The organism is Rossellomorea yichunensis (assembly GCF_032337515.1).
In the GTDB taxonomy this organism is placed as follows: Bacteria; Bacillota; Bacilli; order Bacillales; family Bacillaceae_B; genus Rossellomorea; species Rossellomorea yichunensis.
This window is the reverse complement of sequence record NZ_JAVYAD010000004.1, coordinates 197,944-210,976: the sequence shown is the minus strand read 5'-3', so window position 1 is coordinate 210,976 and position 13,033 is coordinate 197,944. Positions and strand designations below refer to the sequence as shown.

At 44.5% G+C, this 13,033-nt stretch carries 10 protein-coding genes and 1 pseudogene; 6 read left to right on the top strand and 5 right to left on the bottom strand.

Going from position 1 to position 13,033, the window contains the following annotated elements:
* Positions 1-76 precede the first annotated feature (76 nt).
* Complete coding sequence (locus RSX31_RS12035; protein ID WP_148967598.1) at positions 77-1,117, top strand: NAD(P)-dependent alcohol dehydrogenase; 1,041 nt, start codon at positions 77-79, stop codon at positions 1,115-1,117.
* Between the two features lie 26 nt (positions 1,118-1,143).
* On the top strand, positions 1,144-1,716 hold the full coding sequence (locus RSX31_RS12030; protein ID WP_315634699.1) for a sugar O-acetyltransferase: 573 nt from the start codon (positions 1,144-1,146) through the stop codon (positions 1,714-1,716).
* A gap of 179 nt (positions 1,717-1,895) precedes the next feature.
* Here the strand turns inward: RSX31_RS12030 and RSX31_RS12025 are convergent, their stop codons facing one another.
* Positions 1,896-2,336: a YybH family protein gene (locus RSX31_RS12025; protein WP_315634698.1), complete on the bottom strand. Its 441-nt coding sequence runs from the start codon at positions 2,334-2,336 to the stop codon at positions 1,896-1,898.
* Positions 2,337-2,389: 53 nt separating this feature from the next.
* A complete protein-coding gene (locus tag RSX31_RS12020; RefSeq protein ID WP_315634697.1) occupies positions 2,390-2,641 on the bottom strand; it encodes a YciI family protein in 252 nt (83 codons plus the stop codon).
* Between the two features lie 271 nt (positions 2,642-2,912).
* On the opposite strand from RSX31_RS12020, the gene dhaK reads away from it, so the two are divergent.
* The 4 genes and pseudogenes from dhaK to RSX31_RS12000 all read left to right on the top strand — a co-directional run bounded on the left by dhaK (position 2,913) and on the right by RSX31_RS12000 (position 10,571).
* Complete coding sequence (gene dhaK, locus RSX31_RS12015; protein WP_315634696.1) at positions 2,913-4,670, top strand: dihydroxyacetone kinase subunit DhaK; 1,758 nt, start codon at positions 2,913-2,915, stop codon at positions 4,668-4,670.
* Between the two features lie 274 nt (positions 4,671-4,944).
* Positions 4,945-9,180 carry a S8 family serine peptidase gene (locus tag RSX31_RS12010; protein WP_315634695.1) on the top strand — a complete coding sequence of 1,412 codons (4,236 nt, stop codon included), beginning with the start codon at positions 4,945-4,947 and terminating at the stop codon, positions 9,178-9,180.
* 244 nt (positions 9,181-9,424) lie between these two features.
* A complete protein-coding gene (locus tag RSX31_RS12005; protein WP_148994795.1) occupies positions 9,425-9,883 on the top strand; it encodes a VOC family protein in 459 nt (152 codons plus the stop codon).
* Positions 9,884-10,079: 196 nt separating this feature from the next.
* Positions 10,080-10,571: pseudogene (locus tag RSX31_RS12000) on the top strand (LURP-one-related/scramblase family protein).
* A gap of 91 nt (positions 10,572-10,662) precedes the next feature.
* Here RSX31_RS12000 and RSX31_RS11995 read toward each other — a convergent pair.
* The 3 genes from RSX31_RS11995 to RSX31_RS11985 all read right to left on the bottom strand — a co-directional run bounded on the left by RSX31_RS11995 (position 10,663) and on the right by RSX31_RS11985 (position 12,916).
* Positions 10,663-10,863 carry a hypothetical protein gene (locus tag RSX31_RS11995; protein ID WP_315634694.1) on the bottom strand — a complete coding sequence of 67 codons (201 nt, stop codon included), beginning with the start codon at positions 10,861-10,863 and terminating at the stop codon, positions 10,663-10,665.
* 167 nt (positions 10,864-11,030) lie between these two features.
* On the bottom strand, positions 11,031-11,336 hold the full coding sequence (locus tag RSX31_RS11990) for a hypothetical protein (protein ID WP_315634693.1): 306 nt from the start codon (positions 11,334-11,336) through the stop codon (positions 11,031-11,033).
* A 35-nt stretch (positions 11,337-11,371) separates the two neighbouring features.
* The gene (locus tag RSX31_RS11985) at positions 11,372-12,916 is read right to left on the bottom strand and encodes a peptidase G2 autoproteolytic cleavage domain-containing protein (protein WP_315634692.1); all 1,545 of its coding nucleotides are present in this window, start codon (positions 12,914-12,916) and stop codon (positions 11,372-11,374) included.
* Positions 12,917-13,033: the final 117 nt, after the last annotated feature.

Here is a 13,033-nt window from a genome sequence, read left to right as displayed (position 1 = left end):
CCATTGATTGAACAAGAGTTCATCAGGTTTGTTGACCTGTCTCTTGAAAGCTACTATTACAGGAGGTTTTTTATTCATGGTAATTGCTAAAGCACGAGCTGTTGACGGTCCTGACAAATCTTTCAGAGAGGCTGAAATCGAGCGGCGCGATCTTGATGTGCATGATGTTCTGATTGAAATCAAGTATGCAGGGATCTGCCATTCAGATATTCATACGGCACATGGTGAATGGGGAGAAGTGAAGTATCCACTCGTACCCGGACACGAGATCGCGGGAATCGTCACGGAGGTAGGTTCCGAGGTTACGAAATACAAAGCCGGCGACCGGGTAGGGGTAGGCTGTATGGTTGATTCCTGCGGCGAATGTAAGAACTGCCGTGAAGGGGAAGAGCAATACTGCCTCAAAGGAAACGTACCGACATACGCAGGTGTGGACAAGTATGGCGAGCCTACTCAAGGCGGTTATTCCACCCATATCGTGGTAACGGAAGATTTCGTACTCCGCATCCCTGATAACATCGAGCTTGACGCTGCGGCACCTCTATTATGTGCCGGGATTACGACGTATTCTCCATTGAACCATTGGAATGCAGGCCCAGGAAAGAAAGTAGCAGTGGTCGGCATGGGTGGACTCGGTCATATGGCAGTCAAGATCGCACACGCCATGGGAGCCGAAGTGACCGTCCTTTCCCGTACGTTAAATAAAAAAGAGGATGGCTTGGAATTCGGGGCAGAAGCCTATTATGCCACCACCGAGACAGATACGTTCGAGAAACTTGCCGGCACATTTGATCTGATCATTAACACGGTAAGTGCCAAGATTGATATCAGTGCGTACCTATCGCTTTTGACGCTTGATGGAGCAATGGTCAATGTGGGAGCACCTGCAGAGCCATTAGAAGTCAATGTGTTCTCATTGATTGGTCACCGCCGTTCATTTGCCGGTTCCATGATCGGAGGAATTCGCGAGACACAGGAAATGCTCGATTTCTGTGGGGAGCATGGAATCGTCCCTAAGATTGAAGTGATTTCGGCTGATTATATTGATGAAGCGTACGAACGAGTATTGGGTTCTGATGTGAAGTATCGATTTGTCATTGATACAAGCACGATTTAATTACAGACAAGGCAGGTGACAAGATCATGGATATGGAGAAGTTCCTCGAGTTTTGCAGAGAAGGAAACCCTATTTCGGGTGAGGATAAAGAACTGCACGGCCTGCTGACTCAATGCAGCTACGAAGCCCAACGGATCACGATGGAATTGAATACTTCTTATCATTCCAAGGAAGAAATCGTCGAGATATTCAGCGAGCTGACCGGCACCGAAGTGGATTCTTCTTTCATGTGCTTCCCGCCATTTTATACGGACTTCGGGAAAAACATTAATATCGGGAAAAATGTGTTCTTCAATACAGGGTGTTCGTTCCAGGACAGGGGCGGCATTCATATTGGAGACGGTTCACTGATCGGCATGAATGTCACGATTGCAACACTGAATCACGGGTTGCCTCTGGAGACGAGGAACACCACATTCGCGTCACCGGTGACGTTAGGGAAGAACGTTTGGATCGGATCCAATGCCACGATCCTGCCTGGTGTCACAATCGGGGACAATTCCGTCATTGCTGCAGGAGCGGTTGTCACGAAAGACGTTCCGGAAAATGTCGTGGCTGCAGGAGTGCCGGCGAAAGTGGTGAAAGGGATTCATGAGTGAACGAAACGCAACTCAAGATCCGGAAGTATGAGCAGTGAAGATTTCATTACCATTTGTCATCAAGGCCAGTCCACCGGAAACGATCCGGGTGACTGGCCTTTTTTTGGAAGCGTGGGGGTGGTTCTCTTGCTTCATTTTTACATAAAGAGGAAGCATCAGAACCGTCCCGATGCTTCTTATTATTTTAGGTTAAAGGTTCCCTTTCCAGTTTGCATATCGATTGGCAATGATGAATGTTCGTGTGTGATAAGCCAAGACCCATTTACTTTTTTAAAGCCAAATGTAAAACGGTTGGTCATTTGACGATGTTTCTCTTCAGAATCCCCCCTGAAAGCAGAGTAGGTCACGGCACAATGCACGAATGCAACATTCGTATTTTCCTCAATAGTTAAATCATTAACATCCACTTTTAGCACATAATTGTCTTCCTTCAAACCATTAAACCACTCTGTCACACTTTCTTTCCAAAAAGAGATACCCTTGCACTCCCAGTTTCCCCAGCAGTCATAAATATGTACGTCTGCCGCATAGATAGATAGGAATTTTTCAACATCGCTTTCATAAACGGCACACTTGTACGTTTCAAGAACGTCCTGAACTAAACCCGCTCCATTTGTCATTTAATCCACTCCTTAAAGTAGTGTGAAAAGGATGAATCTATTATTATGGTAACTCACTTATCATTCTTAAAGTAATGAACAGGACGGATCTCGATCCGCCACCCAAACTCTTCTCCTATATTTAATTGCGTTGTCGGATGAATAGAGGCAAGCCGAATCGCCTCATCCATGTCCTCTGCTTCAAAAATGAATATGCTTCCGATCAGCTCTTTCGATTCTGTAAACGGACCATCTGTTACCATGACGTTCCCATCCACACGGCGCAAGTTTTTGATCTCTGACTCCAGACCTGCATCAATCAGCACCTTACCACCATTTTTTCAGAGTTGAAATAGCCCATACATAAAAATATCATCATCATCTCTCCTAAATCACTCAAATTTTTTTGTATCCAACTAAAATAATTTGTAAAATTCTGATAATATAATCTTATCATAATTGATCAAGCGGGGACGATGCTCGTACTTCTTTTTTTTATCAAGAAGAAGCATCTGAACCGTCCCATGCTTCTTACTTTCGTTTTAAGGTGGTCAGTGAGATAATTTGAGCAACGATAAACTGAAGGAGGAGTTATGAATGAAGAAAGTCATGAATGAACCTGAAGATTTGGTCGTGGAGATGTGCAATGGGATGGCCATGGCTCATCCGGAGCTTGAGTTTATGAAAAAGTATAAGGTGATGAAGAAAAAGGATTTGAATGAAAATAAGGTAACCTTGATCAGCGGTGGAGGAAGCGGACATGAGCCTGCACATGCGGGGCTTGTGGGGAAAGGGATGCTTGATGCTGCCGTGTGCGGTGATGTGTTTGCATCGCCTTCGCAGATCCAGGTATATCAGGCGATTAAAGCAACAGCCGGTAAAAAGGGAGCCCTGCTGGTCATTAAGAATTACAGCGGGGATATCATGAATTTTAAAAATGCCGCTCACTTGGCTTCAGAAGATGGCATCCCGGTGGAATACGTCAAAGTCGATGATGATATAGCGGTGGAAGACAGCCTTTATACAGTGGGACGACGCGGTGTAGCGGGAACTGTGTTGGTACATAAAATTGCCGGAGCGGCTGCGGAAGAGGGCAGGGACTTGATGGAAGTCAAAGCGGTGGCGGAGAAGGCTGCTGAAAATGTCCGCAGCATTGGCTTCGCACTAACATCATGTACCGTCCCGGCCAGCGGATCTCCGACGTTCAAATTGGGTGACGATGAAATCGAATATGGTGTCGGGATTCACGGTGAGCCGGGGACAAGACGGGAAAAAATCGCGTCCGCTGATGATTTGGCACAGCGTATGGTGAACGACCTTCTGAAGGATCTGAAAATGGAAGAGGGGGATTCTTCCGAAATCGCGATCCTAGTCAACGGCTTTGGGGGTACGCCGTTGCAAGAGTTATACCTTTTCAACAATGCCGTTACCAGAGTCTTATCGGATAAAAAGATTGCGATTAACCGTGCGTTTGTCGGCAATTACATGACAAGCATCGATATGGAAGGCGTTTCCCTGACCGTAATGAAGCTCGACGAAGAGTTGAAAACATTGCTATCCAGTGAAAGTACTGCACCTGCGTTCAGAGTGGACGGACCGGTTCCGGGTGTCGAGTACATCGACCTCGAGGAGGATGATGAAACGAAGCCGGTATCATTCGAGGTGGAAACACCGGAAGAGAACGCTGTAATCAAGAATAATATAGCCTCACTTGAGAACATCATATACCTCGTGGATAAAATGAGCGACATCATCATCAAGAACGAAGTACCTTTCTGTGAATTGGATTCACATGCCGGGGATGGGGATTTCGGGATGAGCGTTTCCAAAGGCTTCAAGCAATTGAAACGGGAGTGGAAAGATATCCTGAGTCAGGATAATCTCACAATCGGCAGCTTTTTAGACGCAAGTTCCATGGTCATCATGGAATACTGCGGTGGTGCTTCCGGTCCGATATGGGGATCTGCATTCCGGGCTGCAGGGAAAGCGGCAGAAGATCGAATGGAGCTGACCGTGGAAGAATTCGCTAATATGCTGCAGGCTGCCGTGAAGGGAATCCAGGATACAGGCGAAAGATCCTTCGGCAGAGGGGCAGAGGTCGGCGACAAAACACTCGTGGATGCACTCGTCCCTTGTGCGGATTCCTGGTCAGAATGCGCCGCAAACGGTGATGACTTCAAGACTGCTTTTGAAAAAGGAGCAGCGGCCGCTGTAGAAGGAGCCGAGAAGACGAAGGAAATCGTTGCCCGGATGGGACGTGCCGGTACCGTAGGGGAAAGAAGCCTCGGTCATCCGGATGCCGGTGCATATGCGCTGGGGGTTATCTTTACGGAGCTTTCGGGGAGTTTGAAGTAAAAATGGAAGGAAGCAAGGGGACGGTCCTCTTGCTTCTTTTTTTTGTGCGTTGGCAGTAGCAATCCTCTATACTATTAAGTCTTTTGAATGAAAATTATTGGGTTAATCAGGCATGGAGTTTATGTTGATTTGTGTCGTTTTTTGCACATATAAACGATGGTGCCTATATCCAAGGTGCCTACAATAACCCAATTGCTTTATGACAGAATAACGGAAATAATTTAAGATGAATGGTTAGTAAAAATATAGTTTGATAGGGGAGAGAAAACACGGAATGAAAAATAAGCTGCAAAAAGCGACCATCATTGCGTTAGGAGCAGGGCTCATTTCTGGAAGTCTACCAGTATCGTATTCTGGTCTGCCTTCAGAAGCACAGGCTGCTTCTAAGACACCGGACGTTTTAATCAAAGACTCGGTGGAACTAGAGGCTCAATCAGGTTCTTCACCCACTGAGCAGGCACTTCAAGAATTGTCTCCAGAACAAAGGGAAGCTCTTGTAAAGCTGCAATCAATCAATCAAACAGGTTTGCATCTGGCACCGGAGATTGATCCGGATAGTACAGAAGAAATTTCTGTTATCGTTGAGTTTAACCAGAGTCCGTCCAAAGTGGCAGTCATAAAAGCCAAAGCAGAAGGAAAAGACTTGTCTGAAGCACAAGCCAAAGCTCAAGTCGAGAAGGAACATGATGCGTTTAATAAAGACTTAGATAAGATATTGGATGGAAAAGGGAAGGGCAAAAACGCTGGATACATAGTAAAGCGGTCGTATAAAACAGCCTTTAACGGTGTATCTATGAAACTCCCAGCCAATCAAGCGAAAGATTTATTGCAATCCAATACCGTTAAAGCTGTGTACAGTGATGCTGAAGTTCAAGTAGAACCACTTGTTCAATCGAAAGATATCGATGCGGAACACAGTGGAATCGGCATGTCAGATGAACGTTCCTACTTACAAGTGGACAAGCTCCATGAAGAAGGCTTCACAGGGAAAGGCATAAAAGTAGGCGTGCTTGATACCGGTATCGACTATAACCATCCTGATTTGAAAGCCGCTTATAAAGGTGGATATGACTTTGTCGATAATGATAAAGATCCAATGGAAACCACCTATGAGGACTGGAAGGATTCAGGAAGGCCGGAAGTTTCGGGTGGCAGAGTCTATTATACAAGTCATGGGACGCATGTGTCAGGGACGGTTGCCGGTCAAGGGACGAATCAGAGTAAATTCGCCACAAAAGGGATTGCACCCGATGCTGAATTGCATGCGTACCGTGTTTTAGGACCATATGGATCTGGTACGTTTGAAAATGTCATGGCAGGGATAGAACAAGGGATTGAGGACGGCATGGATGTGATGAACCTGTCACTCAGCGGTGCCCTGAATGATCCAATGAACCCTGTGAGTATGGCTGTGAACCATGCCGTATTAAGCGGGGTAACGATGGTGCTTTCTGCCGGGAATTCAGGGAATGCCATGTATACGCTGGGTACTCCGAGTGCCGCTGCACTGGCGCTCACGGTAGGGGCGAACGATGTACCAGTGACTCTCTCTACGTCAACAGGATCATTGGATGCATTGTCTGTAGACTTGCGTCTCATGGCGATAGGATACGGGGATGATCTTGAAACACTAGAGAAAAAGACCCTTCCAATTGTTTATGCAGGGATGGGAACGGAAGCGGATTTCACAGGCAAGGATCTGGAAGGCAAGATTGCCCTTATAAGCAGAGGGCAAAGCATTCCACTAGTGAATAAGATCCTGGCTGCAAAGGAACTTGGTGCAGCTGCCGTGCTCCTATTCAATGATAATCCGGAAGAAGGGCATATCCCTGCGTATTTTGCTGAAGGACGGGAATACATTCCCACTTTTTCACTAAATAATGAAGAAGGATTGGCTCTAAAAGAAAAGCTTGAGTCTGGTGAGAATGACTTTACATTTGGAGAAATGAAAGAAGAGAAAACACAAGGTGATACGCTGGCAGAATTCAGTTCGCGGGGACCATCCCGTACAAATTACGATATAAAGCCGGAAGTGACAGCACCTGGGGTTTCAATGATGTCCACCGTTCCATCAGATGTAGTGAACGGGGATAATGGGGACGATTATCAATACGCGTATCAACGATTCTCCGGTACCTCCATGTCGGCTCCGGTAGTAGCAGGTATATCGGCACTGTTAATTGGATCCAATCCTGATTTGAGTCCGTCCGATATTAAAACGATCCTGATGAACACAGCAGATCCATTAAGCAAGCCTTATAGCGTATTTGAGCAGGGGGCAGGGCGTGTAGATCCGTATGAAGCCATTCATTCAACAATGGAAATCACAGTCAGAGATGAAACTCAACTGATTGAAAACGGGGAAACCGAGACGATCGATGAAGAAACAGGAGGTCTTAGTTTCGGTCGAGTGGTTTACAATGGGGATCACATTTTGGATAAACGTTCTGTAAAGCTTACCAACAATGGGAAAAAGGATAAAACATTTGATGTGACGGTACAATTCCAAACAGGATTGAGTGAATCCAAAGACGCAGAAAAAAATGGAGTAAACGTGACAACCACCGATACCATCACTGTAAAAGGGAACAAAAGTAAAAAAACGTCTGTTTTTCTCTCTATTCCAAAGACAGCAGAAAAGGGGACATACGAAGGTTATGTAACTTATACAAACATAGAAGATCCTTCTGAAACGTACCAGATCCCTTTCGGTGTAACATATGAAGAAAATAAATTTGAGAAGTTTGACATTGTATCCGGCCAAACGATGGCGTCAGTGGGGTATTCAGATGTCAATCCCTTTATGAAGAATTATCTTATGATGAATTATCAGGTGAAAGGTCATATCAAACGAGTGGATTTCTTGTACGTAGATCCTGAAACAGATGATATAGTCGGTCATGGTGGGTTCGTCAGTGGATTGAATGTAAAACCAAATAACGGTAATTTGGTATTGAATACGGGGTTTTACTTACCATTCATTGGTGATCAGAAAGAGCCGTTTTCAACGGATCCTGAATACTTGCAATCTCAATTCTCGAATGTGGTGGCTCAGTTCGTTAAACATGGAAATTATACACTAAGGGCCGTTGCTACAGACGATCAGGGGAACACATTTACCAAAGATCAATATGTGTTTGTTGATAATTCTGCCCCTGAATTCTCTATCACCTCCCTGCCACATGGTGTCTATGAATATGAAGAAGGACAGAAATCCGTTCAGGTAGAGGGGAGCATCCATGAAGAAAACATCGACCACATGAAGAAGTATGGGTTCGACGTTAACCAGGCTTCCAACGAAGTTGTACTATACTACAATAAAGAGGTTCCAAAGTACAACCAATACATCACTACTGCTAAATATGCGCCAAATGGAGACGTTCCACTTAATCCGGATGGAACATTTGCAGCTAATCTGCCGCTTGATGATTCCCTTCCGATTCTTCCGGTTCGATTCTTCGGTGTCGGAATATCGAGTGCGGTGAATTATCCAAACGCACATGCCACCTACTTCGTCAAGAAAGGAACACCATATGTGGATGCGACACCGGATAAAATTAACCCGACAATGGGAGAAACTGTCACCTATACGATCAAAATGAATAATACCTCAGGAATCAAAGATCAAACCTTTACCTTTGATTATTTGAGTGACCATTTTGAGATAGAAAGTGTAACCGTCCATCCGGAATTGGAGAAAAAGGCAAGCGTTCAGATGAATCATGAGGATACTGCAAATGGAACGGGAACGAGAAAACAAACGATTCATTTGGACATAAACAATCCAGAGAGTCTAACCGGCACCACCCCTGCTGTGAATGTAAAAGTGAAAGTGAAAGATGAAAAATACTATGAGGGTGTCCTACAATTACAAAATATAACGTCTACCTATACGAATGGGGAAGGCACTGAAGTCTCTCTCCCTAGTGTAGCTGTGGAATCCTATGTTGACCCGTCTTTTTCACAGGTGAAAGTTCCTGTTTTTGCAGAGGGAATTCCGTTTGGGAATGATTTTACCAAAGCAGGGATTGATGGGTATGCAACAGATGATTCCAACAATCAGTACGACGGAACGATTGTCATGGAGAATAACGGGATTGCTGAATATCCAAGACTTTATGTTAAATTGCCGATTACAGACGAAGAATTCACCTACTCCATCCATGTACCGGGGCACTTTAAATATAGCAATCCATTCACGGTCTTTAAGCAAATCGGGGATAAGATCCGAGGCGAATTTGACACCGAAGGCTTTCCTCAGATGATAGCAGGAGATGTCAACGGTGACCAGGTCATTGATATATTGGACGCCATCTATATGCAAACATACTGGGGAACGGATCACCGTGATGCGGATATCAACTTTGATGGTATAGTTGATATGAACGATTTCAAATTCATCGAAACAAACTATGGCCTACAAAATCCTACCGATCCACGTGCACCGAAAGCAAAAACGAAATACAAAAATAAGACGCTGGAAAAAGTGAAGAAGGAATTAGAAAGCTAATACTCTGGAAGCAAGGGAACGGTTCCCTTGCTTCTTTTTTCGATTAAAGGAAGGCAGAAGAACCGCCCCACATGTTCCTCCCGATTTTCCCTTTGAAAAGATTGGTCCCTTGGTTGTTAAAAATGGGGAGCCAAGGGACCTGTCCCTATGGTCTCAACCAAAAGTCTTAGAAACATTTCAAACGAATTTCGGAGCCATTCTTTTTGGCAGGATACTAAAATGAAGAAAAAAAGGAGGTACCACCATGATTAAAGGATTATATGAAGCTCATTTACCTGTAAGTGATATGAGACAGTCCATCGAATTTTATCAGAAGCTTGGTTTGGAGCTGGCTTATGAGAGCGGGAAGGTTTCCTTTGTCTGGATTGAGAAAGGGAGAAGCTGGCTTGGGTTGTGGGAGGCGGATGAGGTGAACATCCCGTATCATGCTTCCATCCGGCATATTGCCTTTCATGTCGAAGTGGAGGATATCATAAAGGCGAAGGAATGGTTAAAAGAAAGAGAAGTCGAGGTGCGGGAAGCGTTCGGGTTTTCAGCAGAACGGCAGCCGATCGTCCTTCCCAACAATCCACAGGCCCATGCTTGTCTGTATTTCGATGATCCCGACGGAAATTCACTTGAATTCATCGCTCCATTGCGATTGGATCATCAAGAAGAGTTTGAGATGATGACGCTTGAGGAGTGGATGGATAGGAGGAAGTAAAGCACGGGGAAGGTTCCTTTGCTTCTTTTTTTGATGAATTGGAAGCGGGAGAACCGTCCCCGTGCTTCTATTCTGAGGCAGCATCCCTCAAGAATTCGCTGCAGATTGTTGAGTGAAAAAATGATGGCATCCCTTTGGAACTAAATCCCACCTCAAACGTAAATAAAATAAAGACTCAAGAGTGGGAGGCAAAATCATGAGGCAGCTTTATATAAAACAAAAAGTATTTAGCCTTAGCGGGAAATTCACGGTAAAGGATCAAGAGGAGAAGGATCGATATTATGTAGAGGGAAGCTTTATGAAGGTTCCGAAGACTTTCTCCATTATGAATACAAGCAGGGATGAAGTGGCCCTTATTACGAAGAAGACGTTCAGCTTTTTACCGAAGTTTTTTGTTGAGGTGAATGGTCAAGAGGTATTGACGATCAAGAAGGAATTCTCCATTCTGAAAGCACGCTATACGATTGATGCGGCAGGCATTGAAGTGCAGGGTAATTGGTGGGATATGGATTTTCAAATATTGCAGCATGGAAAGGTTGTAGGCGAAGTGGGCAAGGAGTGGTTCACTTGGGGCGACAGTTACAGGGTGAAAGTAATGAATTAAGAGATGGAGACGATGATGATTGCTCTTGTTATTGCGATTGATTGTGTGAAGGCGGATGAAGCGGCTGCTTCGTCAGTTAACTGAGAGTGTGAAAGGGAAAAGAGCGGTACGTACCTGAAACTTCATAAGTTGAAGTATCAAATACGTACCCATATCCTTTTCGAAATAAGGAAATCTAGGATTCACTTTCATCCCTTTTGATTAATAAAAATACTCCAGTCAAGAAAACGATGACAATCAATCCATAGATGTACCACCCCATGAAATCAAATGTTCCATTGGAGATATATCTTGATGCTTCTTCAATGGCCTTTACAATGCAAAAGGTTAGGACGGAGAGACTGGATATTAAAATACCGATACTTTTCATCTCCATAAAAATTCTCCTCTCTTTACATTATATAAACGGAAACTCTGTTCATTTATAATCCTGAAGCAGTGGCGATTTCTCGTACTTCTTTTTTAATATAGTTATCTTGGGGATTTATTTCGAACTTTATCGGATTAGAATAATAACCAATCCAGTAATCTCAGTGTGATTTCTTACAGTATGATCGGTACGATTCCCTGGATGACTAAACATCCGAGTAATAGACTTTTTTTCAGAATCCAATTGAATTTAGAGAGTTTGGTGTAAATGAAATAGCCTAACCATATGGTGGTCTTTTGAAAAAAGTTACTCATTTTCTGGATGGAATTTTCCGGGTTTTCATAAATGGAGACTCTGTAGAAATTCACCATGGTGTTCCCTAATAATAAAATCAAAAAACCGAAACCAAGTTGTGTAAGTGAAATGGCAATCAATACATACTTCATGAATTCAATGATCATGGGGAGTGTTAAGAACATGAGTCTACCATTCTAGGTTCGAAGAAATAAAATTATTAAGAGTTTAATAGCTTGTTCTTTTCTATCTGAAATTCCTTTTCAGTAAGGTAGCCCTGTTCTTTTAAATTTGCAAGTTTTACTAGTTGATCAACAGTCTGTTTATTAGGATTTCTATAATGCTGAGGAACGACTATCATGACTTGATTTTGACCCATACGTTTCGTGACTCTATAACCCTGGTCTGAGGCTGTTGCAATTCCTTCATTGTTTGGTTTGCAATAACTATTCGGTTGGCATGTGCCATCATCACGAACTAGAAGTTGTCCCATTAGACCAACCGCCACCCATTCCGGTCTTTTGGAGCGTGGAATATATTCCTTAGTCGAGTCCCAATTAGGGTTCAATATCGGTCTTCGTTCTCTCCGTTGTGGTACGGTGACATTACCGCCAGAGTCAAATAATGCTGGAAGTGAGACATCTTCATACAAAATTTCACCCCATTCAGCAGTCACATACTTATGTTTCCATCGCAGCTCTCCGCTATTGGCCAAGAAAGCCGGCTTTGCGCTTGTGATTCCCAGCACATAATCATCTTGATCATTCGCTATACGCACTTTATCCTCTTCCAATGTAACGAAGTAGCCGAAATCAATCGGATTTCCATCCATCGTTTCAAACATTTCCGCATAGTCTGCTGCCGGGGTGGTGACGGCGCCATCAATTTTGACGTTACCGTCGCTTAATATTTTTGCCGCCAAACCTGGATTCGAAGCATCCGTACCATTTGCCAAGTACCACGAATAAGGAAGTTCGTTTGCAGCGCCGAATTGTCCCATGATATGAACGCCCTCTAAAAAATTCGCATCCGTCGATTGCCCCTCAGTATGGGAGAAGAATCCGGAGGCAATTGTGTTCACTCCCTCCGCGTGCGAAGTGAAACCGCTCGCAATGGTAAGAGCGCCTTCTGCATGAGAGTTTTGGCCGATTGCCTGCGTCTGATTTCCTTCAGCATGGGAAAGATCGCCAGAAGCGAGGGTGCGCTGTCCCTCCGCATGGGCAAAAATGCCGCTAGCCACTGTCAAGTTTCCTTCAGCGTGAGAAGCTCTTCCGTTTGCTTCCGTCTGGTCGCCTTCTGCATGGGAAGATTCTCCTTGAGCCATCGTCCCTTGTCCTTCTGCATGAGAAACGAGCCCGCTAGCAACCGTATTTTCTCCCTCGGCATGAGACGCAATGCCCGAGGCTGTAGTCAAGTTTCCTTCTGCATGGGCAGCTAGATTGATAGCTGATGTGAACCGCCCCTCGCTGTGAGAGTCCTGAGCACTAGCGATTGTATGGTTTCCCTCAGCGTGAGAATGTGCTCCACCGGCAGTCGTGGCGTATCCCTCTGCATGGGAAGCCACTCCATTGGCAGTGGTAGAGGCACCTTCGGCATGTGCTATACTCGCTGTTGTTTCGGTAATATAACCTTCTGTATGGGAAGCATTTCCCCCAGCTCTTGTATTGATTCCTTCTGCATGTGAGGCTGACCCACTGGCGACTGTGCCAATTCCTTCTGCTTCCGAACAAGTTCCTATAGGATTTTGATTACATCCATTTGACATGGTTATTCCTCTCCTTTTATAAAATTGATTGAAAACTCGTTAAGAGGTCTATCATTCAAAACAAAACAAAACAAATCTAATGAAAAAAATCATAGTAGTAGATGATGTAAGAAGGTA

Excerpts from the sequence above, each read along its gene's own strand:
- RSX31_RS12010 (WP_315634695.1), top strand. The coding sequence starts at position 4,945 with ATGAAAAATAAGCTGCAAAAAGCGACCATCATTGCGTTAGGAGCAGGG.
- dhaK (WP_315634696.1), top strand. The coding sequence starts at position 2,913 with ATGAAGAAAGTCATGAATGAACCTGAAGATTTGGTCGTGGAGATGTGC.
- RSX31_RS12005 (WP_148994795.1), top strand. The coding sequence starts at position 9,425 with ATGATTAAAGGATTATATGAAGCTCATTTACCTGTAAGTGATATGAGA.
- RSX31_RS12025 (WP_315634698.1), bottom strand. The coding sequence starts at position 2,336 with ATGACAAATGGAGCGGGTTTAGTTCAGGACGTTCTTGAAACGTACAAG.
- RSX31_RS11995 (WP_315634694.1), bottom strand. The coding sequence starts at position 10,863 with ATGGAGATGAAAAGTATCGGTATTTTAATATCCAGTCTCTCCGTCCTA.
- RSX31_RS11985 (WP_315634692.1), bottom strand. The coding sequence starts at position 12,916 with ATGTCAAATGGATGTAATCAAAATCCTATAGGAACTTGTTCGGAAGCA.
- RSX31_RS12035 (WP_148967598.1), top strand. The coding sequence starts at position 77 with ATGGTAATTGCTAAAGCACGAGCTGTTGACGGTCCTGACAAATCTTTC.
- RSX31_RS12030 (WP_315634699.1), top strand. The coding sequence starts at position 1,144 with ATGGATATGGAGAAGTTCCTCGAGTTTTGCAGAGAAGGAAACCCTATT.
- RSX31_RS11990 (WP_315634693.1), bottom strand. The coding sequence starts at position 11,336 with ATGTTCTTAACACTCCCCATGATCATTGAATTCATGAAGTATGTATTG.